Source organism: Methylocella silvestris BL2 (assembly GCF_000021745.1).
GTDB lineage: Bacteria > Pseudomonadota > Alphaproteobacteria > Rhizobiales > Beijerinckiaceae > Methylocapsa > Methylocapsa silvestris.
Genome location: NC_011666.1, coordinates 2,012,372 through 2,033,931, shown reverse-complemented (window position 1 = coordinate 2,033,931; position 21,560 = coordinate 2,012,372). Strand labels below are relative to the sequence as shown.

The following is a 21,560-nucleotide window of genomic DNA, read 5'->3' as shown; positions in this document are numbered from 1 at the left end:
ACTATCTGGGGTCATGAACGGCGGGGTCTGTTATAAGTCCCGGCCTTTAAAGGCGGGACCTCAAGAGGCGGCGGCTCATGCAGGGCAAGATATTCATCGACGGCGAAGCCGGAACCACCGGCCTTGGCATCAAGACGCGGCTTGCCTCCGAACCGGGGATCGAACTGAGAAGCCTGCCGCCCGAGTTGCGCAAGGATCGGGACGCCAAGGCGAAGCTGCTCGCCGGCGTCGACGTCGTCATTTTATGCTTGCCCGACGACGCCGCGCGCGAAACTGTCGCCATCGTCGAGACGCTGGGGTCCGCGGGCCCGCGGGTGCTCGACGCTTCGACCGCGCATCGCGTCGCGCCCGGCTGGACCTACGGCTTTCCCGAATTGGCCAAGGGCCAGGCCGAGGCGATCGCGCAAGCAAAGCTCATCTCAAATCCCGGCTGCTATGCGACAGGCGCGATCGCTTTGCTGCGTCCCCTCGTTGACGCCGGGCTTGTTCCCGCCGATTGGCCGGTCGCCATCAATGCGGTCTCCGGCTATAGCGGCGGCGGCAAGGCGATGATCGCGGATTATCAGTCGGGCGCGGCGCCTGCCTTCGAACTTTACGCCCTCGGCCTCGAGCATAAGCATGTGCCCGAGATCGAAAAATACGTCGGGCTGACGCGGCGTCCCCTCTTCGTTCCCTCGGTCGGCAATTTCGCCCAAGGCATGCTGGTGTCGATCCCGCTGTTTCTCGATGCGCTTCCGGGCAAGCCGGGCGGCGCCGATTTCGAGGCGGCGCTCGCCGCCCATTATGCCGGCGCTGAATTCGTGCGCGTCGCGCCGGCGGAGGCCTCGGGCAAGATCGAGCCGGAGGCTCTGAACGAAACCAACAATCTTGAGCTTCGGGTTTTCACGAATGAGGCGCGCCGCCAGATGGTTCTCGTCGCAAGGCTCGACAATCTGGGCAAGGGCGCATCCGGCGCCGCGATGCAAAACCTGGGGCTGATGCTCGGGGCCTGACGGAACCCGAGTCCACACAAAAGCGTTACCTCACAAAATCTGCCGCGCGACGGCAGGAGAACTGTGATGAGCATCGCGCCGATCGCCCAGGGCCTGATTCTGGTTTTCGTCGCCAACGGCGCGCCGATCCTCGCCCGCTGGGCCTTTGGCCTGTGGGGGAACGCCCCGCTCGACTTTCATGCAAGATTTGCCGATGGGGCGCGTCTGCTTGGCTCCTCCAAAACATTCCGCGGCGTCATCGCCAGCCTCATTGCGACGACGCTTGTCGCGCCGCTGATTGGCGTCGACTGGCGCGTCGGCGCTCTTGCGGCTGCTGCCGCGATGGCGGGAGATATTCTCTCAAGCTTCATCAAGCGCCGGCTGCAGCTGCCGGCGCAGGGAATGGCTCCCGGCATCGATCAGGCGCCAGAAAGCCTCTTGCCGCTGATTGTCTGCAAGAGCGCGCTGGGCTTGAGCCTCACCGACGTGCTGATCGCCACCCTCATCTTCTGGATCGGCGGCCTCTTGCTGTCCCGCGCCTTGTTTACCTTGAAGATCAGGGAGCGGCCCTACTAGCGGCTGCGACGCGGACACGCCGTCAAAGCCCCTCGTCAGCGCGGCCCCAAGGGTGGTCGCCCGAAACCAGCGGCGCCTTGATCCCCGCCTTCTCGACATCGGCAAGCGTCTTGTAGAAGGTCGCCTCATGCACCAGCGCGCCGTTCTTCGATAGCACGGCGACATAGCGCGCCGGTAAGTCGATGTCGCAGCTGTAGCCGCCGCCGGGATCATCGGTGCTGCGCGTGTTGCCGCTCCAATCCACAAAGAACCCTGAACTCGCCGACATGTAACGTCTCCCGCGCAATGATCCGGTCGGACGCGCGCTGCGCTGGCGCGTCCGCGCCAGCCATCAGCAAACTTCTTGCCGCGCCGGAGCTTTGCGACTAACTTATTGGTTATTAAGGAGATTCAGGCGTTGGCAAGCCGCCGGATCGCTTTGGCCGCGCCATGTCGGTTTGTCGTAAAGGCGACGTTCCGGCGCATCCCGACAGCAGGCCTTCCGGCGATCTTTGGGAAATGGCGCTCTATTCCCGCCGCAGCCGATGCAGCGTGACCTCCGGCGGGCAGTTGAACCGCACCGGCAGCACGCTCGATCCGGCGCCGGTCGAGGTGTAGCCGCTCATTTCATTGTATTTCCAGGCGCCCGCGCCGAAGGCGCGCGGCAGAACGGAATCGAGGGTGAGCGGAAAGCCGCCGGGCAGGCAGATCTGGCCGCCATGCGTATGCCCGGACAGGATGGCGTCAAAGCCCGCATGCGCCGCCTGGCGATAGATTTCCGGCGTATGCGACAAAAGCAGGGAGAAATCCTCGAAGGGAATATCGACGGCGACTTTCTCGATATTGTCGACCCGGAAGAAATGGGCGTCGTCGATGCCGCCGATATGGATCGCTGTCCCGCCGCGGTCGATGCGGACGGATTCATTGAGAAGCATCGTGACCCCGAGATCTTCGAGCGCGGGGGTCATTTTGATGGTGTCATGATTGCCGAGCACGCCATAGATCGGCGATTTCACCCGGCTGAGCAGCGGGGCCATCCCGTCGAGCGTCGCTTTGAAGCCGCCAAAGGTTCGCGCGCGATAGTCGCCGGTCATGACGCAGATATCGTAATCGAGGCCCTCGATCAGTTCCGCAGCGCGCAGCATGGCGGCTGCGCTCATCTCGACATGCAGGTCGCTGAGATGCAGCAAGGTGAAGCCGTCGAAGGCCGCCGGCAGCCGGCGCGAGACGATCTCGTTGCGGCGCAGCTCGACCTTTGCGGCGTTGCGCTGGCCGCGCCCGAAGACCCCGCATAGCCGGAGCGCGAGGCGCATCATCGCGTGGACGGAATACCAATTCTCGATGTGAAAGAAATTGAGCCCCTGGCCGAAAGCCTGCGCCTCGTGATCTTCCTCGATGCCGATCCTTTGCCGCGCATAGACTGGGCCGAGCCTCTTTTCGAGGCGGCGGGCTACAGTGAAGTCGGACATATCGGACGGGGCGTTTGCCGGCGCCTCAGACTGCGCGCGACGGATCGGATCAAGAGGCTGGGACAAGCGCGTTCCTTGATTTAAAGCATCCTGGAACTGAAGCATCCGGATTTAAAGCAGATCAATTGGAGAAGCCGCGCCGCTCGCTCTCTTGGCCCGGCGGCGATGTCATCATGTCAGGGATCAGCAACGGTCAGGGTTGCGATATCGGCGCCAAAGCTCCATTTTCCCTGAAGCATGACGCCGAAAAGTGAAAACCGCTCTTCGACGAGAATTCCTTATATTCCTTCGCGCCAAGAACTCGAGCCGCAACTTCGCTCGCCGGTTTTTCGCGCGACATCCCGACTCTCACGCTTTAATGAGAGACGGATTTGAGATTTGAGGCGCCAGCGCCGAGGGAGAGCTGCACATGGCGGGACTATACGGCCTCAGCGCCAACGAAGCCAAGCCGGATCAAGCGGCGGCGGCCTCCGTCGTCAAGGATACGACCACGGCGAGCTTTGGCGCCGACGTCATCGCCGAATCCGCGCGTCAGCCGGTTCTGGTCGATTTCTGGGCGCCATGGTGCGGCCCCTGCAAGCAGCTGACGCCAATTCTCGAAAAAGTGGTTCAGGCGGCGGCAGGCAAGGTCAAGCTCGTCAAGATGAACATCGACGAGCATCCCGAGATCGCCGGGCGGCTTGGCGTTCGCTCGATTCCCGCGGTAATCGCGTTCCAGCGCTCGCAGCCGGTCGACGGCTTCATGGGCGCTCTGCCGGAATCCGATGTGCGCGGCTTTGTCGAGCGCCTCGTCGGGCCGATCGGCGGAACGGCGGACCTCCTCGCAGAGGCCGAGGCGCTTGTCGCCGATGGCGACCCCGCCGCAGCCGCGGAATTATTCGCCGAAATTCTCGCTGAAAACCCGGCCGACTTTGACGCGCTTGCAGGGTTTGTAAGGCTTCACGTCGAGGCCGGCGATCTCGAGCTTGCGCGCGAATTGCTCGACGCCGCGCCTGCGGGAGCAGAAAAACACGCCGGCGTCGCGGCGGCCAGAGCCGCGCTGGAACTCGCCGAACAGGCGGGCGCCCTCGGCGATCTCGCCGACCTCAAGCGCAAAGTCGACGCCGATCCGCAGGATTATCAGGCGGCATTTGATTACGCAGTTGGCCTCAACGCCCACAACAGGCGCGAGGAGGCGGCGGCGGCGTTGCTCGACATCATCCGGCGCGACCGCGCCTGGAGCGAGGATGGCGCGCGCAAGCAGTTGCTGCAATTCTTCGAGGCCTGGGGACCGGCCGATCCGGCCACCATCGGCGCGCGCAAAAAATTGTCGACGCTGCTGTTCTCCTGATGGCGCGCGCTTTAGGCGTTGCTGCGGCCATAATGTATAAAGCGATCATGCGCGAGCTGACGGAACAGCGGCAATGGATGGACGAGCGGGCTTTGGCGAAGGGGAGGAGCTGACGATGGGCATCAACCACGCTTACGGCGGCCCCGACGACTTGCCGCCCTCCCTGCCGATCTTTCCGCTCGCCAAGGCGCTGCTGCTGCCGCGCGGACAATTGCCGCTCAATATTTTCGAGCCGCGCTATATGGCCATGGTCGACGACGCCCTGAAGGGCAATCGTCTGGTCGGCATGATTCAGCCGAACCCCGAGACCAACAAGAGCGAGGCTCTGTTTCAGGTCGGCTGCGTCGGCCGCATCACGCAGCTCGCGGAAACCGGCGACGGCCGCTATCTTTTGACTCTGACGGGCGTCGCGCGGTTCAAGATGGTCGAGGAGATCGACGCCCTGACGCCTTACCGGCAGGCCCGCGTCGATTATGCGCCGTTCTCGATCGATTTCAGCCCGCGGGCCGGGGAGGAACTGGTCGATCGCGACGGCCTCTTGCGCACCCTGCGCAGTTTCGCCGAGAGCAATGAGCTCCAGCTCGATTGGGACAGCATCAATGAGGCGCCCAATGAGGCCCTCGTCAACGCTTTGGCGATGATGAGCCCCTTCGGGCCGCGGGAAAAACAGGCCCTCCTCGAAGCGACCGATCTCAAGGGCCGCGCCGACGTGCTTGTGGCGATCACGGAAATCGAGCTCGCGCGCGGCAAGAACGCTGAAAACACGCTGCAATAGGCCTGGAGCATGCCGCCGAAGCCGAGATTTTTCTGGCGGGCGGCGCTCCAAACTTTCCAAAGGATTCGCGCCCGATGACCGATACGCCCGCAAAACCTGCCGCCGACGCGCCGCGGGTCGACCCGCGTCTGCTCGAGATCCTGGTCTGTCCGCGCACCAAAACGACGCTCGAATATGACGCCGAAAATCAGGAGCTGATTTCCCGCGCCGCCAAGCTCGCCTATCCGATCCGCGACGGCATCCCGATCATGCTGCCCGAAGAGGCGCGTCCGCTGCAGGATTGAGGCGCCGGATTGGCCGCCTCGCGCCACGCCGTAAGTTTAGTTTGACTCGGCGAGAATGCACGACGACTCCGCTGGAACGAATGACGCTGCTTTGGCCTCGGTCGGGGCGCGAGCGCGGCTTGGTCCGCCTTTGCCCCAATGATGCGAGGGGGCCCTTTCGAAGCGGTGTTTTATTTCAAGATCACGCAAGAGGATCGTAGTTCGACATGACCGATGCGCGGAAAACCCCGTCTGTGGCCAAGGAGGCCCAACGAGCCTCGGCGTCGGCGGAGGCGGTTGACGAACTCTTGGCCATCCTCGACCTCGAGACGATCGAGCAGAATATTTTCCGCGGCCGGAGCCCGCAGGTCGGCTGGCAGCGCGTCTTCGGCGGGCTTGTCGTGGCGCAGGCTCTCGTCGCCGCTTCACGCACCGCGCCGGGGCGGACGCCGCATTCCCTCCATTGCTATTTTCTGCTGCCGGGAGATCCGCAGGCGCGGATCGTTTATGAAGTCGAGCGGCTGCGCGACGGCTCCAGCTTCGCGACGCGCCGATGCGTCGCGATCCAGCACGGCCGCCCGATCTTTTCGCTCGCTGCGTCTTTCCAGATCGAAGAGGAGGGGCTGGAGCATGCTTTCGCCATGCCCGATGCGCCTGCGCCAGAATCGCTGCCGAGCGAAGCCGAGATGCTGGAGACATTTGGCGCGCAGCTGCCGGAGACGATCCGGCGCTGGTTCGCCAGCGCGCGTCCGATCGAGACGCGCCCCGTCGATCCCGATCGCTACATGCGCCGCGCGCCCGGCGCGCCGACGCAGAACATCTGGCTGCGCGCCGCCGCGCCCCTGCCGGATGATCCGGCGATCCACCGCGCCGTCCTCGCCTATCTGTCCGACATGACCCTTCTCGACACCGCGCTGATCGCTCACGGCCATTTCGTATTCGATTCGGCCCTGCAGGTGGCCAGCATCGATCACGCTTTATGGTTTCACAGGCCTTTTCGCGCCGATGAGTGGCTGCTCTACGTGCAGGACAGCCCCAATTCCAGCGGAGCGCGAGGGCTGACGCGGGGACTGATCTATTCGAGGGATGGGCGCCTCGTGGCCTCGGCCATGCAGGAAGGGCTGATGCGGCCGAGATAATGAGGTCGCTGAGGCGGGTCGATTGATATCATTTGATATTTTAGCCGAATTATGAGCGCGCAACCGCGAGTCTGATGATTTCGCAGCGCACGATATGTTGCCTAAAACATAGGCATTCGGACTATTGGCGAGGCTAAATTCACGCAAAACGACAGCGAAGGCGCCTCCGGCCGGAGAACAGCTTTTACGCCGCCGGTCTACGTGACTGGCGCAAGCAGCGCCGTGGCGAGCCAGCCCCAGCTAATTCATGACAAATAGTCGCTTTCCGGCAAAAAAGCGTTGCGAAGGCCCGCGAAAGGCCCGGCGCTTGCTAAGCACGGCCGGCAAGGACGCGCCTGAACCGCGCCCGAGCTGGTTGGTGGGGGGCGACTCACGGGCTGACTCAACGGCTCTCAGGTTGGCGCAAACGGGAAAAAATGCACATGAAAATCGTTGTTGCGATCATAAAGCCGTTCAAGCTGGACGAAGTGCGCGACGCTCTGACCACCCTTGGCGTGCATGGCATGACAGTGACCGAGGTCAAGGGATATGGACGTCAGAAGGGTCACACGGAAATCTACCGGGGGGCCGAATATGCGGTGAGTTTCCTGCCAAAGCTGAAAGTTGAAGTCGCAATCGCGCCCGAGCTCGTCGCAGCGACGGTCGACGCGATTGCAACGGCGGCGCGAACGGGCCAGATCGGAGACGGAAAAATCTTCGTCAGCGGGCTCGATCAGGCGGTTCGCATCCGTACCGGCGAACGCGACCTCGACGCCCTTTGATCCTTGAAAAATTCCCAGCTTCTCAGGAGTACATGATGAGATTTGCGTTTCCACCGATCCGAGCCCGCTCGGTAGGGCTAGGGCTGCTGCTGGCAGGCGCCGCCGCGGGCCTCGCCTTTGCGCAGACTGCCGCCGCCGCCCCGGCGCCCGTGCCGAACAAGGGCGACACCGCCTGGATGTTGGTCTCGACCGCCCTCGTGTTGATGATGTCGGTCCCCGGCCTTGCGCTTTTCTATGGCGGCTTGGTGCGAACCAAGAACATGGCTTCGGTGCTGTCGCAGGTCTTCGCGATCGTCGCGCTCGTGTCGATCATCTGGGTCGTCTACGGCTATTCGCTCGCCTTCACGGAAGGGTCGAGCACGCCGTTCCCGATCTTCGGCGTGAATTGGAACGCTTTCTTCGGCGGGTTCAACCGCGCTTTCCTGAAGGGCATGGACGCGTCGTCGACCGCTGCAACCTTCTCCAACGGCGTCGTCATTCCTGAATTCGTCTATATGGCGTTTCAGATGACCTTCGCTTGCATCACGCCGGCGCTGATCATCGGCTCCTTCGCGGAACGCATCAAATTTTCCTCGCTGCTCGTGTTCATCACGCTGTGGGTGACCTTCATCTATTTCCCGATCGCGCATGCGGTCTGGTATTGGGCCGGCCCGGACGCCGTCGCCGACGCCGCCAAGGCTCTCGCCGCGGCGACTGACGACGCCGCCAAGGCGACCGCGCAGGCAAATCTGGACGCTGTGAACTCCAACGCCGGTTTCCTCTTCCAGCTTGGCGCTCTCGATTTCGCCGGCGGCACGGTCGTGCATATCAACGCGGGCATCGCCGGCTTTGTCGGCTGCCTCGTCATGGGCAAGCGGATCGGCTTCCCGCGGGAAGTTGGGCCGCCTCATTCGGTGACCATGTCGATGATCGGCGCCTCCCTTCTGTGGGTCGGCTGGTTCGGCTTCAACGCCGGCTCCAATCTCGAATCGAACGGCACGACGGCTCTTGCCTTCGTCAACACCTTCGTCGCGACATCGGCCGCGACGCTGTCATGGATGCTCGTGGAATGGGCGTTGAAGGGCAAGCCGTCGCTGCTGGGCATTATTTCCGGCGCCGTCGCGGGTCTTGTCGCCGTGACGCCCGCGTCGGGCTTCGCGGGACCGATGGGTTCGGTGGTGCTTGGCCTTGCCGTCGGAGCGATCTGCTTCTTCTTCGTCGACTATGTGAAGAAATGGGGCGGCTATGACGACTCCCTCGACGTCTTCGGCGTCCATTGCATCGGCGGCATCGTCGGCGCCATCGCCACGGGCATTCTGGTCGCCCCGGCGCTGGGCGGCGTCGGCCTCACCGACTACACGATCAAGCCCGGCGAAGCCTCGGCGGGCGCCTATGACATGGCCACTCAGGTGACGACCCAGCTCAAAGCCGTGGCCTTCACGCTGCTCTACTCGGGCATCGGATCCTTCATTCTCTACAAGCTCGTCGATCTTGTGATGGGCCTGCGGGTCAAGAAGGACGCAGAGCTCGAGGGTCTCGACATCACCTCGCACGGCGAGCGCGCTTACAACCCGTAAGCCGACGCGCCGCAGCAAACTGCGCGAATATCAGCCGCCGGATCGAGAGGTCCGGCGGTTTTTTTCCGCCGCCCGCGGAGCATCGTAAAAGCCGCCGCGTCGCCCAACTTTGCTTCGTGGCCGCTTTACGTTAGATGATCGGCCATCGCTTTCCCAAGGCTCGCCGATGGACCGCAGCAAGGTCGCAAATGCTTTCGCCGCGCTGGACGCCTATGCGCGCCGGAGCGGCGCCCCGAAAATCGCCGATCTGTTTGCCGCCGATCCGCAGCGGTTCGATCGCTTCCACGCGCGTTTCGACGATCTTCTGTATGATTTCTCGAAGCATCGGCTCGACGCGGAGACGTTGCGGCTGCTGCTCGATCTCGGCCGTGCGGCCGAAGTCGAACCACGCCGCGAGGCCCTTTTCGAAGGCGATCCGGTCAACATCACCGAGCGGCGCGCGGCGCTGCACATGGCCCTGCGCAATCTGTCTGGCGCGCCGATGCGCGCGGCGGGCGAGGATGTGGCGGCGATGGTCGAGGCGGAGCGGGAGAAGCTCCTTGCCTTTGCCGAAGCCGTGCGGAGCGGCGCGATCCGGGCGGCCAATGGCGCGCGCTTTACCGACATCGTCAATTTCGGCATCGGCGGCTCCGATCTCGGGCCGGCGATGGCCGCTCGCGCGCTCTCGCCCTTTATCGCCGATCATCTGCGGCTGCATTTCGTCGCCAATGTCGACGGCGCCGATTTCGCCGATACGATGAGAAATACGCCGGTCGAGACGACGCTCTTTATCGTCTGCTCCAAAACCTTCACGACTCTGGAGACGATGACCAACGCCGCGACCGCGCGCGCCTATGTCGCCGAACGGCTCGGGCCGGACGCGATCGCCAGCCATTTTTGCGCTGTCTCGACGCAGCTCGATCGTATCGCGGCCTTTGGCGTCCGAAGCGACCGCGTGTTCGGCTTCTGGGACTGGGTCGGCGGCCGCTATTCGATCTGGTCGTCGATCGGGCTTTCGCTCGCGATCGGCGTCGGCCGCGACAATTTCGAGGCGTTTCTGCGCGGCGGCGAGGACATCGATCGCCATTTTCGCGAGGCGCCTCTCGAGCGAAACATCCCGGTGTTGATGGCGCTGATCGGCGTGCTCAATCGCAATGTGTTCGGCTATGCGACGCAGGCGGTGATTCCCTACGATCAGCGGCTGGCGCGCTTTCCCGCCTATTTGCAGCAGCTCGATATGGAATCGAACGGCAAATCGGTCGATTTGTCAGGCGCCCGCGTCGCCTACGAGACGTCGCCGGTGGTCTGGGGCGAGCCCGGCACAAATGGCCAGCACGCTTTTTTTCAGCTGCTGCACCAGGGCACCGAGATCGTTCCGGTCGATTTCCTCGTCGCGGCGAAGCCGACCGCCGCCGACGAAACCCACCACCGGATCTTGTTCGCCAATTGTCTCGCGCAGAGTCAGGCGCTGATGCAGGGCCGCCCGCTGGAAGCGGTTTCGGCGCAGCTCGCCGCGCAAGGGCTCAGCCCCGATGCGATCGCGGCGCTCGCGCCGCATAAGGTTTTTGACGGCGACCGGCCGTCGAGCACCTTTCTTTACACCGCTCTGACGCCGCGCACGCTCGGCCGGCTGATTGCGCTCTATGAGCACAAGATTTTCGTGCAGGGCGTGATCTGGGACATCAACTCTTTCGACCAATGGGGCGTCGAGCTCGGCAAGGAGCTCGCCCAAAAGCTCGCGCCGATCGTCGGGGACGATTCTGCTTCAACCGAGGCGCTCGACGCCTCGACCGCCGGGCTGGTTCAGGCGGCGCGCGCCCGCCGCGCGGGGGCTTAGGCCGCGTCGGCGACGCAGGGTCGTTTCAGAAAATCCGGCTTAAAGCTTTTTCAGCCCCAGATTCTTGCCGAGCGCCGCATCCTTCACGAAGGTTCCGTCCGGCTGCAGGTCGAGCTGCGTCGTGTGGCCCTTGCGCGCGACGAGCACAAGGCGCGAGCCGGCGAGGCGCCAGCCGACCGGATCGAAGGTGACGATACCCTGATCGCGACAGGCCGGCGCGAGAAAGGCTTTCGTCGAGGCGTCGAGCGTCACCATGCAGCCGGTGTCGCGGCCGCCGTCGCGCAGCACGGCGTAGCGGCCGGCGATGTCGGCGGGGCGCAACGCCAGTTTCGTGGCGACGGCGCGCGGAGGAGCGGCCGGATTTTCGGCCGCAGCGGGAGGCGCGGGCGCGGCGGCGGCGAAGGCGAGCTTATAATTCTCGCCCGCCGGAGAAATCGCGGCAAGAGCGCCATCCGGCTGCAAGGCGAAATCGAGAATCGGCGCGCCGACTACGTCGCCGATGATGAGATGCTCTCCCCCCGGCAGGCTCCAGGCGGCGGCGTTGGCGAGCGGCGCCAACCCGCGCCGGCAACCCGCTGGCATTCCAAGGTAAAAGCCGCCGCGCACTCGCTCGGCGCGGAATGTCAGGCGGCAGGCCTTGTTGCTGCCTTCGAGCGTGAGATCCCATTGTCCGAGCACGGCGTCGGGATTGTCGAGCGTCGCGGCGCCGAGCCGCTCGCCTGAGGCGACGCAAAGGGCGATCGTCAGAAGGATTTTCGTCGCCGTCGACCGGACGGACCGGGCGGTCGCAGGAGGCGCGAGATGCAGTCGCATGGATCGCTCGGGGGTTGGGGTTTGACGCGGTGGCGGGCGACTCGAGGCGGCGCAGGATGAGGACGAAACATTATAAGCAAAATCGGCGCTGCGCCAATCTTGCCGGCGAAATCCGACCAGGGATTAGAGGGCTGCTAAAATTTGCCGATATTCGCGCCGAACATGCGCTTCGCCGTGAGGTTGGCGCGATTTCGTGATTGTCGGATGATTCCCTCCGGCCGGAAAGCGCGCTAGAAACATTGGGTTTGCGCCGCCGATTCGGGACCCGATCGGCTGCGGAGGCCGGGAGACCGCTTTTGATTCGCCAATCCGGCCTCGCCTTTGTCGCGACGCTCGCTTTGATCGCCTCCAGCCTCACGTCAGCGCAGGCCGAGACGGTGCGCGCGCGCTATGCGGTGAGCCTCATCGGCCTGCATATCGGCGAGGTGGCGGCCGTCAGTTCGTTCGACTCCAGCAAATACCGGATCGATTTCAACGCCCGGCTGACCGGAGTCGCCGCGATGGTCGCGGATGTGAAAATGGCGCTGAGCTCGACGGGATCGATGCAGGGCGGCGTCATTGCCCCGGCGACCTATGTGACGACGGCGGCCAACTCACGCGAGACGCGGACCGTCCGCATGGCGCTCAGCGGCGGCGCGGTCAAATCGCTGCTCATCACCCCGCCCTGGACCGATCTCGAAGGCCGCGTTCCCGTCACCGACGCCAATAAGCGCAATATTCTCGATCCGACGAGCGCTTTCATCATGACCGTGCCGCCGGGGCAGCCCCTGGTCGGGCCTGCCGCCTGCAACCGCAAAATTCCGGTCTTCGATGGCTATTTGCGGTTCGACGTCACGCTGTTCTATGTCGGCTCGCGCAATGTCGATATCGGCGGCTATTCCGGGCCCGTCTCCGTCTGCGCCGCGCGCTATACGCCGATCGCCGGCCATAAGCGCGACTCGCGCTCGACGCGCTTCATGGCCGATAACCGCCAGATCGAGGTCTGGCTCGCGCCGATCGAGCACGCCCATGTCGTCGCGCCGCTGCGCGTCGCGCTGATGACGCTGGCCGGCAACGCCGTCATTGAAGCGGTGGAGTTTTCGGTCGACACAAGCGACGTCACCGCCGCGACGCATTAAAGCTCAGTCATGGTCACGCGCCTGTCGGCGCCCGAATGTCCATTTCCGGAACATCCTCCGGCACTGTCATGCGCGCTGTCGTCGCCTCAAGAATCTCCGCGACAGAAACGCCGGGCGCGCGTTCGCGCAGCACAAGCCCCTCGAGCGTCGGCTCGATCACGGCCATATCGGTGACGATCAGCGTGACGCGCCGCGTCGAGGTGAGCGGCAGCGTGCAGACCGGCACGATTTTGGGGCGTCCGCGCGCCGTGTGCTGCATGGCGACGATGACGCGCCGCGCGCCTGTCACAAGATCCATGGCGCCGCCCATGCCCGGCACCATCTTGCCCGGCACCATCCAATTGGCGAGCCTTCCCTGCTCATCGACTTCGAGCCCGCCGAGAACGGTTGCGTCGAGATGGCCGCCGCGGATGAGGCCGAAGGAGGTTGTGCTGTCGACCGTCGCGGCGCCCGGCACGGCGGTGACGAAGCTGCCGCCGGCGTCGGTCAATTCGGCGTATTCCATGCCTTCCGGGGGTCGCGCGCCCATGCCGACGATGCCATTCTCCGACTGGAATAAAATCCCGGCGTCCGGCGAGATGAATTGCGACACGCCGGTCGGTAGCCCGATGCCGAGATTGACGAGCGTGCCGGGGTGCAATTCGCGCGCGACGCGGCGCTGAATGATCTCGTCCGGCTTCATCAGACAGCCCTTTCGATGAGATGATCGACCAGCACGCCCGGCGTATCGACGCTGTCCGGCGGCACCGCGCCGACGGGAAGAATTTCGCGCGATTCGCAGATGACGATGCGGCCGGCCATGGCCATCACCGGATTGAAATTGGTCGCCGTCAGCTGATAGGACAGATTGCCATTGTAGTCGGCGCGCTCGGCCGCGACGAGCGCGAAATCGGCGAACAGCGGCGGGGCGTAAAGCCAGGGGTCGCCATCGATGTCGATCACGCGCTGGCCCTCGGCCGCGATGGTTCCAAGCCCTGTCTTGGTCAGCACGCCGCCGAGCCCGTAGCCGGCGGCGCGAATGCGTTCGGCGAGCGTTCCCTGCGGCACGAGTTCGACTTCGATCTCGCCGGCGATCATCGCTTTCTGCGTGTGCGGATTGAGCCCTATATGCGAGGCGATCACCTTTGCAACGCAGCCGGCGGCGATGAGCTTGCCGATGCCGACGCCGGGCAGGCCGGTGTCATTGGCGATGATCGTCAGATTGCGCTTGTCGGCGGCGACGAGAGCGTCGATCAGCCGATGCGGCGAGCCGACCGCCATGAAGCCGCCGATCATGATTGTGGCTCCGTCCGGGATCAGGGCGGCGGCGGCCGTCGGCGAAATTGCGCGTTTCATGCGGCTGCGGCGTCCATGGCTCGCCCTCCCTCATCTGCAAATTTTTTCGCAAGCCGGCGCGTTCGCCCGGCGGCGCAGGCGCCCGGCAGATCGGGCGCCGTCAAGCTGTTATGACGCCCCGCCGCGGTTTGACAACAGGCTTGCCGAAGCTAGGCTTGAAAAGCACTGGGTAGCGCCCGCTTTGAGGGATCCGGCTTGGTTTTCCAAAGCGGCGCGGAGTGGCAAGCAGGCCGCGTCAACGCGCCTGCAGTGGGGGAAGCGACGCCATGAATTTCTTGATCGCGCTCGCCGCGCTGGTCTTTTTGATGGTCGTCGCCTACCGCGGCTTCAGCGTCATATTGTTTGCGCCGATCGCCGCAATGCTGGCCGTGCTCGCCACCGATCCTTCCACTGTTCCGACCATCTTTACCTCGCTGTTCATGGAGAAGATGGTCGGGTTTCTGAAACTTTATTTTCCCGCGTTTCTGCTCGGCGCCATTTTTGGAAAAGTCATCGAGCTGTCCGGCTTCTCGCAATCGATCGTCAGCGCGGTGATCGGCGTCGTCGGCCACGCCCGTGCGATTTTGTCGATCGTGCTTGTTTGCGCCATCCTGACCTATGGCGGCGTTTCTCTGTTCGTCGTCGTCTTTGCGGCCTATCCTTTCGCGGCGGAAATGTTCCGTCAGAGCGCCATTCCAAAGCGGCTCATTCCGGGGACGATCGCGCTCGGCGCGTTCAGCTTCACGATGGACGCGCTGCCCGGCACGCCGCAGATCCAGAACATTATCCCGACCACGTTTTTTCAAACGACGACCTGGGCCGCGCCGATCCTCGGCCTCATCGGCTCGGCCTTCATTCTGGGGAGCGGCCTCGCCTGGCTGGAATGGCGACGCCGTCAGGCCGCTGCGGCGGGCGAGGGATATGGCCAAAATCATATCCATGAGCCGGAGGCGGCGGAAAAAGGCGCGCTGACCCATCCGCTGATCGCCTTGAGCCCGCTTCTCGTGGTGTTTTTGGGCAATCGCGCGCTGACTTCGCTGATCGGCGCCTTTTATGGCCCGGAGAATCATGTGCAGCTCGCCGGCATGTCGGCGCCGGTTACGGCCAATGTGGCTTCGCTGACGGCGATCTGGGCGGTGCAGGGCGCGCTGATCGCCGGCATTCTGACGGTGTTCGCCTTCGCCTTTCGGCGTGTTTCCGTCAAATTCGCGGAAGGGTCGAAGGCCGCTGTCGCTGGGGCGCTTCTCGCCGGCATGAACACGGCCTCCGAATATGGCTTTGGCGCCGTCATCGCGGCGCTGCCGGGCTTCATTACGATCCGCGACGTGCTGGCGCAGATCGGCGATCCGCTGGTCAAGGTCGCCGTCAGCGTTTCGACGCTCGCCGGCGTCACGGGATCGGCCTCGGGCGGTTTGTCCATCGCGCTTGCCGCCATGTCGAAGCAGTTTATTGCCGCGGCGGAGGCGGCGCATATCCCCATGGAAGTGCTGCACCGCGTCGCCGCCATGGCCAGCGGCGGCATGGACACGCTACCGCATAATGGCGCGGTCATCACCGTCCTCGCCGTGACCGGCCTGACGCACAAGACGTCCTACATCGATATTTTTGCGGTGACGATTTTGAAAACGGCGGCGGTGTTCGTGGTGATCGGATTCTATTATCTGACGGGGCTTTATTGAGGGCGAAGCCTTGCGGGGTTCTCGATGGGACCTGAACCGGGGATGGGCAGCGCGAGGGCCGTCTGCCTGCAGAAAGGCTGCTCGTGGCCCGACGCCGGACATGGCCGTCGCAGACAGCTAGAGACCGGCTTGGTACTGCTTGGGCGTGACGCCCGTGAACTGGCGGAAGACTTTTACGAAGTGACTTTGACTCGAAAATCCGATCTCCGAGGCCACCTGACTCGCGGACAGGTTCGCGCTCACAAACAGCTCCTTCGCGCTCGCAACGCGTTCCCGCATGACAAATTGATAGGGCGTAATCCCGAACGAAGCCTTGAAAATTCGGGCAAAGTGAGAGGGACGCATCTGCACCAGCCCCGCGAGCTCCGTCACGGAGATGTTGTTGGCCAGATTCTCTCGGATGAAGCCAACGAGGGTCCGCATCTCGGCCGGCGAAAGGCTTTTCTCGCAATCGGCGAGAAGCGGAGGGGTAGCGTAGCGACCGGCGAGATACGCAAGGAATGCGATGGAGATCGATTCTCCGTAAAGCCTCCCGGAGGCGCATCCATCTTTGACTTCCGCGGACATTGCCGACAACAGCGCGGCAAGCCGGACATCTCGCGTCACCTGCACAGAACTCAACGATTTCTCAATTGCGACAATTTGAGCGGGCGCCAGCTCCTGAAATCGCGCGCCATCCAGCTGGAGCACCATCATCCGGAATGAGCCGCTCGGCAGAACAGATTGGATCTCGACGTCGCGACGGGTAATGGAGACGGTTCCGGACTGGAGCGGGTCAACGCTCCAAACGCCTCGGTGCTTCCAACGCAGCGAACCCTGACCCCCTGTGACATATAAGAGGGTGGTCTTTGACCAGGAATGGCTCGGCATCGGCTCGCTCGGCGCATTCGCCTCTTCGAAGCTAAAACCAGCCCAAGGGTGATCGGCGCTCATCAAATCGGGAGCGCGAAACAGCGTCGCGCGTCGTCCGTGCGCGATAAATTGAATCCGGGTCGTACTCATTGACAGGTCCAGTCGTCAGCGAGGCCGACTAGCGTTCACGCTTTTGTGATCTCCTGTCAATGTCCTCTGTTCGAGAGGCCTCGGCGCAAAACCGCCAAGAGTCGGCCTTTGCTCACGGCATTGTGAACTTTATTATGTGCGTATGCAGGATCGTGCTCAAATGCGCCGGATCGTGGTAGTCTCCTTCCGCATCCCCCTCTAGCTTTCGAAACGACGAGCAAACTTCAGTTTTCGACGAAGATCGAAAACGCGCGTCACCAGAAAGCAAAAGGGGGGAATTAATGAACAACGACAACAATAGAGTTGCAGAATCCGGTCGTCGGGAGCTGAGCAATTACTGTCCGTTAGCTGCGCTCTTGCTCATCGCCGCCACAAGCAGCGGCGCCTTGGCCCATGACTCTCGCAAGCCGCCCATCGTGCTCGACAGTTCGGGCGGTTTCGTCATCGGCGGCAAGGTCGTCCCTATCAATCCCGCCACGCCCAATCGGACGCTGTCGTGCGATCACGGCTATGTTGAGTATTTCATGCCCGCGACTCCGCGCAGGACAAGCCTCGTCATGTGGCACAGCTCCAGCACGCAAGTGTGGCAGAACCGCTGGGACGGCGGCGAAGGCTACAAGGACATGATGCTGCGCCGCGAATACCCCGTCTTTTTGTGGGACGGTCCGCGCGTCGGCCGCGCCAACTGGAGCTGCGAGTCGGTCACCTACACGCCATCGTCGCGGGATCAGGGCAATTTCACGGCCTGGGTGTTCGGCCCCGCAATTCCAGTCGGACAAGTTCCAACGGCAGCCGAATGGTGGCCGGGCGTCCAATTCCCGACCACAAATCCACAGGCTTGGCTGGATGCGACAGCCTCTCGTTATGACGAGTTCGACATCGCGCGGAATATCGAGATTGAGACGGATGCGGCGGCCGTCGCGGCCGATTCCGGCCGACTGGGCAATAGTATCGTTTACCTCACCAACTCGGCTGGCGGGCTTCGCGCGATGCGCACAACCACCAAGAGCCAGAAAACCAATATCAAGGGCATCGTCACCTACGAAAGCATCGGATATGTGTTCCCCATCGGCGACCCCGAGAGCCCCACGCTCTGCACGGATCCCGGGCCGGCCTGCGCTTTCGGTCCGATCGGCGTTCCGCTTGAGGACTTCAAGAAGCTGGCGAAGCTAACGGCGATCCAGTTCGTGTGGGGCGACCATCGCCCTGAAACCTACAGTTTCGTTATTCAGTCCCGCCTGTGCGCCAAGCTCATCAACAAATATGGCGGGCACGCGGAAGTCCTCAAGCTGGCGGAGGATGCGGGGCTCAAAGGAAGCACGCATATCGCGTTTGCAGACATGGATAACGACAAGGTTGCCGCTCTGCTGGATAAGTTCCTGAAGAAGAACAAGCTGAACGGATGGAAAAATAGCAGAGACGCCCACAATTGGCATGACGATTGATCATGCGGAAAGCCCTGCCCGCCTCGCGCGGCGCAGGGCTATTGCTTGCGCCTATATGTAAGGAACGGGAGCAGCCGGCTTTGGGGCAGGCCGTTATGCCGGCGTGTTCTTCTTCCGTGGTGTTGTCATTGTGAAAAGCAGCCGCTTATGGCGATAATTCAGAATGCTTCAATAGCGACCCGCTCCAGTTTAGCCGCTACTTCAAAAACACATAAATGTCGGCCTCAAGCCCCGCGTCGTCGCTTTCGCGGGTCGGGGTCAGATATTCCTCGATGAACAGATTCTTGGAATCCAGCCCCTTCTCGTCGAGATAGGCGGTGATGAGATCATAGGTTGAATCGATGTCGTCATAGGCGCCGCGGTGCAAAAATTTGATCGCCTTGCCGGCCGGCGAATCGCCGATCTTGACGCCCCCGGTCAGCTCGGTCTTGCCGTCCGGCTTGGCCTCGATCGGCACCATCGCCTCGAAATGGAAGCTGGTGTCGTCGGTCGATAGAAACACCGCGAAGGGCGGGCCGGCCTGCTTGAGCCCGGCGGTCTTGACGGCCTCCTGCGCCTTGTCGAGCGCGGCGAGGATGGATTTGAACCCTTCCGCCCATTCCGCGTCGCCGACGAGCAGCGCGACGGGCTTGGCGGTCACCTCCACAGTTTCGGCGGTGGCGTCGCCGGGGACGCCCGGAGCGCCGGGCGCAGCCTTCTGGTCCGGCTCGGGCACAGTCGCGTCGGGAGCCGCCGATTCGGGGGCGGCAGGCGAGGCGTCAGGCGTTGCGGGCGGCGCGGCTTCAGTTGCAGGCGGCGTTGTCGTCGGCGCTTCGGCGGCGGCGGGCGCAGCAAAAAGGGCGAGGAAAGCGAGCGCGGCCGCGGCGCGAGCAGCGCGCCCCGAAAACGCAAGCGTCAGTTCTGCGAAGTCGCCAAATCTCATATGCCGCTCCAAAAGTCCGACCGTCGCCGCCGCGCCTCCTGCCCGGCGCGAAAGAGCAGCGGCAAGGGGGCCTATAAGGGGAGCTTATTGGATAAAGAACGCGCCAAAGCGACAAAACAATGGTTCCGCGCAGCTTATTTTCTTATATGAGGCAGAACGCACACAGACGAAGCGGCACATGAATCCCCTCGCCAACCGGCTCGCCGTCAAGATGAACGGCATAGGCAATGAGATCCTCATCGTCGATCTGCGCGGCGCCGGCGCCGGCGTCACGGGCCCGCAGGCGCGCGCCATCGCCCGCACGAAGGGGCTCGCCTTCGATCAACTGATGGTTCTGGAAGACCCGCGCTCCAAAGGCTGCGCGGCTTTCGTGACGATCTTTAACGCCGATGGCTCGCAATCGGCCGCCTGCGGCAATGGCACGCGCTGCGTCGCCTGGACCTTGCTGAAGGATGGCGCGCGGGACGAAGTGTTGCTCGAGACGGCGGCCGGGCGGCTCGCCTGCCGCCGCGTCAGCGAGCTGGTCTTTTCCGTCGAGATGGGGCGCCCCCGGCTGAAGGCTGCCGAGATCCCGCTGAGCCGGGACGCGCCCGACACAAGCGCGGTCGATCTTTCTTTCGGGCCAGCCGATTCGCCCATCCTGAAAAATCCGGCCGTGGTGAATATGGGCAATCCGCACGCGATCTTTTTCGTGGAGGATATCGGCGCCTATGATCTCGCCGCGATCGGCCCTGTGCTCGAACATGATCCGCTCTTTCCCGAACGGGCCAATATTTCGCTGGCGCGCATCGTCTCGCCCGAGCGCATCGAGCTGAAGGTCTGGGAGCGCGGCGTCGGCCTGACGCTCGCCTGCGGCTCGGCCGCCTGCGCGGCGCTGGTCGCGGCTGCGCGGCGGGGACTCACAGGCCGGCGCGCGACCGTCGCCCTCCCTGGGGGCGAGTTGGACATTTTTTGGCGCGAGAGCGACGATATGGTCGTCATGACCGGGCCGGTTGCGTTCGAATTCGAGACCCGGCTCGATCCGGCGATTTTCGCGGACGCCGCGGCGTGACCGGAAGCGGCACTTTTCGCGCCGTCGAGGTCGCAAGCTTTGGCTGCCGCCTCAACCTCGTCGAATCCGAGGCCATGCGGCGCGCCGCGGAAAAGGCCGGCCGCGAAAATCTCATCATCGTCAATACTTGCGCCGTGACGGCGGAGGCGACCCGTCAGGCGCGCCAGGCGATCCGCCGCATCCGGCGCGAGCGGCCGTCCGCCGAGATCATCGTCACCGGCTGCGCCGCGGAGATCGACCCCGGCAGCTTCTCGCAAATGCCCGAGGTGTCGCGGGTTCTTGGCAATGCCGGCAAGTCGGACGCCGCCGCCTGGGCCTCGGCCGAGCCCGTCGAGGCGCAAAGCATCATGAACGCCGCCGGTCCGCTGAACATCCCGGCCGAGGGCGTCGAGGATCACACCCGCGCCTTTCTAGCCGTCCAGACCGGCTGCGATCACCGCTGCACGTTCTGCATCATTCCTTTCGCCCGGGGGCCGTCGCGCTCCTCCCCCGCCGAGGCGATCCTCGCCTCCGTCCGCCGCCTGACCGATCAGGGCTTTCGCGAAATCGTGCTCACCGGCGTCGATTTGACGTCTTACGGTCAGGATCTTGGCGACATCCGGCTCGGCGGCCTCGTCAAGGCGATTTTGAAAGCCGCGCCAGAGCTCGAACGGCTGCGCCTCTCCTCGATCGACTGCATCGAGGCGGACGCCGATCTCTTCTCCGCCTTCGCCGAAGAGCCGCGGCTCGCGCCGCATCTGCATCTTTCGCTGCAGGCGGGCGACGACATGATCTTGAAGCGCATGAAGCGGCGCCATTTGCGTGCGGACGCCGTCCGCCTCTGCGCCGAACTCAAGCGGCTGCGTCCCGACATCGTCTTCGGCGCCGACCTCATCGCCGGCTTTCCGACCGAGACGGAGGCCATGTTCGAGAATACTGCGAGCCTCATCGAGGATTGCGGCCTCGCCTATCTGCACGTCTTTCCATTTTCGCCCCGGCCCGGAACGCCGGCGGCGAAAATGCCGGCTGTCGCCCCGACGCTCGTCAAGCAGCGCGCCGCGCGCCTGCGTCTGGCCGGCGAGACGGCGCTGGCGCGCCATCATGCGACAAAAATCGGAAAGACCCTGCGCGTACTGACCGAGCGCGGCGGCTTTGGCCGCGCCGCCGATTTCACGCTGGTCAAGACGGATGGCGCGCCGCCGTCGCAAATGCGCGATATCTGCATCGCGCGCGACGACGGCAAATCGGTGTCAGGAGCCGTTTCGCCCGGCGCGCGGCCGCGTCTCACGGAGGACGCCGTCACCGCGCTCGTTTCATAATTGGGCGCGTTCTTGCGCCTTAAGCATTTACTTTACGCATGATGTTCATCCGAAAAGTCCACAAGCGTTCGGCGTCATGCTCTGGCGCCGCCGGGGGTCGCATTGCCTAGTCTCTTCCGCTTTCTTGTCGTGCTCGCGCTCATCGCCGGCGCCATTTTCGCCGGCATGCTGGCGCTGGTCGCCTTCGTTCAGCCGGAGCCGCGCGAAATCAGCCAGACCATTCCGCCGCAGCGGCTGAACAAATGACGCCGGGCTTCCAATGCGTAATTATCCATTCCTGAAC

22 protein-coding genes are annotated in these 21,560 nt (G+C 63.7%); 15 read left to right on the top strand and 7 right to left on the bottom strand.

All coding sequences use genetic code 11. From position 1 onward, the window contains the following. Positions 1-77: 77 nt before the first annotated feature. On the top strand, positions 78-992 hold the full coding sequence (argC, locus tag MSIL_RS09525; RefSeq protein WP_012590884.1) for an N-acetyl-gamma-glutamyl-phosphate reductase: 915 nt from the start codon (positions 78-80) through the stop codon (positions 990-992). Positions 993-1,058: 66 nt separating this feature from the next. Further along, complete coding sequence (locus MSIL_RS09520; RefSeq protein WP_012590883.1) at positions 1,059-1,547, top strand: CDP-archaeol synthase; 489 nt, start codon at positions 1,059-1,061, stop codon at positions 1,545-1,547. A 22-nt stretch (positions 1,548-1,569) separates the two neighbouring features. Here MSIL_RS09520 and MSIL_RS09515 read toward each other — a convergent pair whose 3' ends face one another. Then, positions 1,570-1,815 (bottom strand): hypothetical protein, encoded by a 246-nt coding sequence (locus MSIL_RS09515; RefSeq protein WP_012590882.1) that lies wholly within the window; start codon positions 1,813-1,815, stop codon positions 1,570-1,572. A gap of 238 nt (positions 1,816-2,053) precedes the next feature. Beyond that, entirely contained in the window at positions 2,054-3,061 is a 1,008-nt protein-coding gene (locus MSIL_RS09510; protein WP_012590881.1) for a metallophosphoesterase, read from the bottom strand. 343 nt (positions 3,062-3,404) lie between these two features. On the opposite strand from MSIL_RS09510, the gene trxA reads away from it, so the two are divergent. The 7 genes from trxA to pgi all read left to right on the top strand — a co-directional run bounded on the left by trxA (position 3,405) and on the right by pgi (position 10,635). Continuing rightward, positions 3,405-4,325, top strand: a complete 921-nt coding sequence (trxA, locus tag MSIL_RS09505) for a thioredoxin (protein WP_012590880.1) — start codon at positions 3,405-3,407, stop codon at positions 4,323-4,325. Positions 4,326-4,440: 115 nt separating this feature from the next. Continuing rightward, entirely contained in the window at positions 4,441-5,100 is a 660-nt protein-coding gene (locus tag MSIL_RS09500; protein WP_012590879.1) for an LON peptidase substrate-binding domain-containing protein, read from the top strand. Positions 5,101-5,174: 74 nt separating this feature from the next. Then, entirely contained in the window at positions 5,175-5,384 is a 210-nt protein-coding gene (locus MSIL_RS09495; protein ID WP_012590878.1) for a Trm112 family protein, read from the top strand. 206 nt (positions 5,385-5,590) lie between these two features. Beyond that, positions 5,591-6,502, top strand: coding sequence for an acyl-CoA thioesterase II (gene tesB / locus MSIL_RS09490; RefSeq protein WP_012590877.1), 912 nt, complete (start codon positions 5,591-5,593; stop codon positions 6,500-6,502). A gap of 422 nt (positions 6,503-6,924) precedes the next feature. Next, positions 6,925-7,263: a P-II family nitrogen regulator gene (locus MSIL_RS09485; RefSeq protein WP_012590876.1), complete on the top strand. Its 339-nt coding sequence runs from the start codon at positions 6,925-6,927 to the stop codon at positions 7,261-7,263. Positions 7,264-7,298: 35 nt separating this feature from the next. Further along, positions 7,299-8,819 carry an ammonium transporter gene (locus MSIL_RS09480; protein ID WP_012590875.1) on the top strand — a complete coding sequence of 507 codons (1,521 nt, stop codon included), beginning with the start codon at positions 7,299-7,301 and terminating at the stop codon, positions 8,817-8,819. Between the two features lie 166 nt (positions 8,820-8,985). Next, a complete protein-coding gene (gene pgi / locus MSIL_RS09475; RefSeq protein WP_012590874.1) occupies positions 8,986-10,635 on the top strand; it encodes a glucose-6-phosphate isomerase in 1,650 nt (549 codons plus the stop codon). A gap of 39 nt (positions 10,636-10,674) precedes the next feature. Here pgi and MSIL_RS20155 read toward each other — a convergent pair whose 3' ends face one another. Next, positions 10,675-11,448 (bottom strand): protease inhibitor Inh/omp19 family protein, encoded by a 774-nt coding sequence (locus MSIL_RS20155; protein ID WP_012590873.1) that lies wholly within the window; start codon positions 11,446-11,448, stop codon positions 10,675-10,677. 296 nt (positions 11,449-11,744) lie between these two features. Here MSIL_RS20155 and MSIL_RS09465 point away from each other — a divergent pair, with 296 nt between their 5' ends. Further along, entirely contained in the window at positions 11,745-12,566 is an 822-nt protein-coding gene (locus MSIL_RS09465) for a DUF3108 domain-containing protein (RefSeq protein ID WP_012590872.1), read from the top strand. A 13-nt stretch (positions 12,567-12,579) separates the two neighbouring features. Here the strand turns inward: MSIL_RS09465 and MSIL_RS09460 are convergent, their stop codons facing one another. Both MSIL_RS09460 and MSIL_RS09455 read right to left on the bottom strand, forming a co-directional pair. Next, the gene (locus MSIL_RS09460; protein WP_012590871.1) at positions 12,580-13,248 is read right to left on the bottom strand and encodes a 3-oxoacid CoA-transferase subunit B; all 669 of its coding nucleotides are present in this window, start codon (positions 13,246-13,248) and stop codon (positions 12,580-12,582) included. Beyond that, complete coding sequence (locus MSIL_RS09455; RefSeq protein WP_012590870.1) at positions 13,248-13,901, bottom strand: CoA transferase subunit A; 654 nt, start codon at positions 13,899-13,901, stop codon at positions 13,248-13,250. Before MSIL_RS09455 ends, MSIL_RS09460 begins: the two co-directional genes overlap by 1 nt. A 266-nt stretch (positions 13,902-14,167) precedes the next feature. Between MSIL_RS09455 and MSIL_RS09450 the strand changes: the two genes are divergently transcribed. After that, the gene (locus MSIL_RS09450) at positions 14,168-15,559 is read left to right on the top strand and encodes a GntP family permease (RefSeq protein ID WP_012590869.1); all 1,392 of its coding nucleotides are present in this window, start codon (positions 14,168-14,170) and stop codon (positions 15,557-15,559) included. A 117-nt stretch (positions 15,560-15,676) separates the two neighbouring features. Here the strand turns inward: MSIL_RS09450 and MSIL_RS20150 are convergent, their stop codons facing one another. Continuing rightward, on the bottom strand, positions 15,677-16,561 hold the full coding sequence (locus tag MSIL_RS20150; RefSeq protein ID WP_012590868.1) for an AraC family transcriptional regulator: 885 nt from the start codon (positions 16,559-16,561) through the stop codon (positions 15,677-15,679). A 281-nt stretch (positions 16,562-16,842) separates the two neighbouring features. Here MSIL_RS20150 and MSIL_RS09440 point away from each other — a divergent pair, with 281 nt between their 5' ends. Further along, on the top strand, positions 16,843-18,006 hold the full coding sequence (locus tag MSIL_RS09440; protein ID WP_012590867.1) for an alpha/beta hydrolase: 1,164 nt from the start codon (positions 16,843-16,845) through the stop codon (positions 18,004-18,006). A 196-nt stretch (positions 18,007-18,202) separates the two neighbouring features. Here the strand turns inward: MSIL_RS09440 and MSIL_RS09435 are convergent, their stop codons facing one another. Next, a complete protein-coding gene (locus tag MSIL_RS09435) occupies positions 18,203-18,928 on the bottom strand; it encodes a GyrI-like domain-containing protein (protein ID WP_012590866.1) in 726 nt (241 codons plus the stop codon). Between the two features lie 178 nt (positions 18,929-19,106). Here MSIL_RS09435 and dapF point away from each other — a divergent pair, with 178 nt between their 5' ends. From dapF to MSIL_RS09420, 3 genes are all read left to right on the top strand, one after another. Next, positions 19,107-19,979, top strand: coding sequence for a diaminopimelate epimerase (dapF, locus tag MSIL_RS09430; protein ID WP_012590865.1), 873 nt, complete (start codon positions 19,107-19,109; stop codon positions 19,977-19,979). Continuing rightward, positions 19,976-21,277 carry a tRNA (N(6)-L-threonylcarbamoyladenosine(37)-C(2))-methylthiotransferase MtaB gene (mtaB, locus tag MSIL_RS09425; RefSeq protein WP_012590864.1) on the top strand — a complete coding sequence of 434 codons (1,302 nt, stop codon included), beginning with the start codon at positions 19,976-19,978 and terminating at the stop codon, positions 21,275-21,277. The genes dapF and mtaB overlap by 4 nt, the downstream gene beginning before the upstream one ends. Positions 21,278-21,379: 102 nt before the next feature. Beyond that, positions 21,380-21,523 (top strand): hypothetical protein, encoded by a 144-nt coding sequence (locus MSIL_RS09420; protein WP_012590863.1) that lies wholly within the window; start codon positions 21,380-21,382, stop codon positions 21,521-21,523. The last annotated feature ends 37 nt before the right edge of the window (positions 21,524-21,560 follow it).

Bases quoted from the DNA above. Each gene is read 5' to 3' on its own strand.
- argC (WP_012590884.1), top strand. From the start codon at position 78: ATGCAGGGCAAGATATTCATCGACGGCGAAGCCGGAACCACCGGCCTT.
- MSIL_RS09520 (WP_012590883.1), top strand. From the start codon at position 1,059: ATGAGCATCGCGCCGATCGCCCAGGGCCTGATTCTGGTTTTCGTCGCC.
- MSIL_RS09515 (WP_012590882.1), bottom strand. From the start codon at position 1,815: ATGTCGGCGAGTTCAGGGTTCTTTGTGGATTGGAGCGGCAACACGCGC.
- trxA (WP_012590880.1), top strand. From the start codon at position 3,405: ATGGCGGGACTATACGGCCTCAGCGCCAACGAAGCCAAGCCGGATCAA.
- MSIL_RS09500 (WP_012590879.1), top strand. From the start codon at position 4,441: ATGGGCATCAACCACGCTTACGGCGGCCCCGACGACTTGCCGCCCTCC.
- MSIL_RS09495 (WP_012590878.1), top strand. From the start codon at position 5,175: ATGACCGATACGCCCGCAAAACCTGCCGCCGACGCGCCGCGGGTCGAC.
- tesB (WP_012590877.1), top strand. From the start codon at position 5,591: ATGACCGATGCGCGGAAAACCCCGTCTGTGGCCAAGGAGGCCCAACGA.
- MSIL_RS09485 (WP_012590876.1), top strand. From the start codon at position 6,925: ATGAAAATCGTTGTTGCGATCATAAAGCCGTTCAAGCTGGACGAAGTG.
- MSIL_RS09480 (WP_012590875.1), top strand. From the start codon at position 7,299: ATGAGATTTGCGTTTCCACCGATCCGAGCCCGCTCGGTAGGGCTAGGG.
- pgi (WP_012590874.1), top strand. From the start codon at position 8,986: ATGGACCGCAGCAAGGTCGCAAATGCTTTCGCCGCGCTGGACGCCTAT.
- MSIL_RS20155 (WP_012590873.1), bottom strand. From the start codon at position 11,448: ATGCGACTGCATCTCGCGCCTCCTGCGACCGCCCGGTCCGTCCGGTCG.
- MSIL_RS09460 (WP_012590871.1), bottom strand. From the start codon at position 13,248: ATGAAGCCGGACGAGATCATTCAGCGCCGCGTCGCGCGCGAATTGCAC.
- MSIL_RS09455 (WP_012590870.1), bottom strand. From the start codon at position 13,901: ATGAAACGCGCAATTTCGCCGACGGCCGCCGCCGCCCTGATCCCGGAC.
- MSIL_RS09450 (WP_012590869.1), top strand. From the start codon at position 14,168: ATGAATTTCTTGATCGCGCTCGCCGCGCTGGTCTTTTTGATGGTCGTC.
- MSIL_RS20150 (WP_012590868.1), bottom strand. From the start codon at position 16,561: ATGAGTACGACCCGGATTCAATTTATCGCGCACGGACGACGCGCGACG.
- MSIL_RS09440 (WP_012590867.1), top strand. From the start codon at position 16,843: ATGAACAACGACAACAATAGAGTTGCAGAATCCGGTCGTCGGGAGCTG.
- MSIL_RS09435 (WP_012590866.1), bottom strand. From the start codon at position 18,928: ATGAGATTTGGCGACTTCGCAGAACTGACGCTTGCGTTTTCGGGGCGC.
- dapF (WP_012590865.1), top strand. From the start codon at position 19,107: ATGAATCCCCTCGCCAACCGGCTCGCCGTCAAGATGAACGGCATAGGC.